Raw genomic sequence first — 581 nt, 5'->3', positions numbered from 1 at the left:
ACGGGACTGGGCGCCTGGGCCGGGCGGCCTCAGGACATCGACTACCCGGCCTTCGTGCGCCAGGCCGCGGCAGCCCGCGACCTCCTGCAACGCCGTGCCGAGGTGGCGCGGAACAGGGTGGCTCTGGCCGGTCACAGCGAAGGAGGCATGACGGCACTGGTGCTGGCCGCGCAAGCACCTCCCCGTCAGCGTGCCGCCGCCCTGATCATGCTGCAGCCCCAGGCGTTGCGGCTGCTGGACGTGCTGGCCATGCAACTGCACGACCAGATCGGGCAACTCGTCGACGCCGGAGGGCTGACCGAGCAGGAAGCGGAGATCATCGACCGGGCGATCGACGTGGCCGTCGCGGACCTGCGAGGTGGCCGCCCAGTCGACACGACGGCCATGCCGGCACCGCTCGCCGCGCTCTTCCAGTCACTGGCGGGACCGAACCGCCGGTTCGTGACCACGGACGACGCGGTCTTCCCGCCCGCCGTCGCACGCGGGCTGCCGCCGATGCCCGTGCTTCTGACCTGCGGCGAGCTGGACCCCCAGGTGCCCTGCCACACGACCGACCAACTCGCGTCCGTCGTGGGCCACCG

General features: G+C 72.5%; 1 protein-coding gene. It reads left to right on the top strand.

Going from position 1 to position 581, the window contains the following annotated elements; all coding sequences use genetic code 11:
* On the top strand, positions 1–581 hold a 581-nt coding region (locus SK854_RS48155), incomplete at both ends, for an alpha/beta hydrolase (protein WP_319981899.1).

Origin of the sequence: Lentzea sokolovensis (assembly GCF_033949975.1) — a bacterium.
GTDB classification, from domain to species: Bacteria; Actinomycetota; Actinomycetes; order Mycobacteriales; family Pseudonocardiaceae; genus Lentzea; species Lentzea sokolovensis.
Note: the sequence above shows the minus strand (reverse complement) of the source record. Positions and strands in the feature narration are given on the sequence as shown.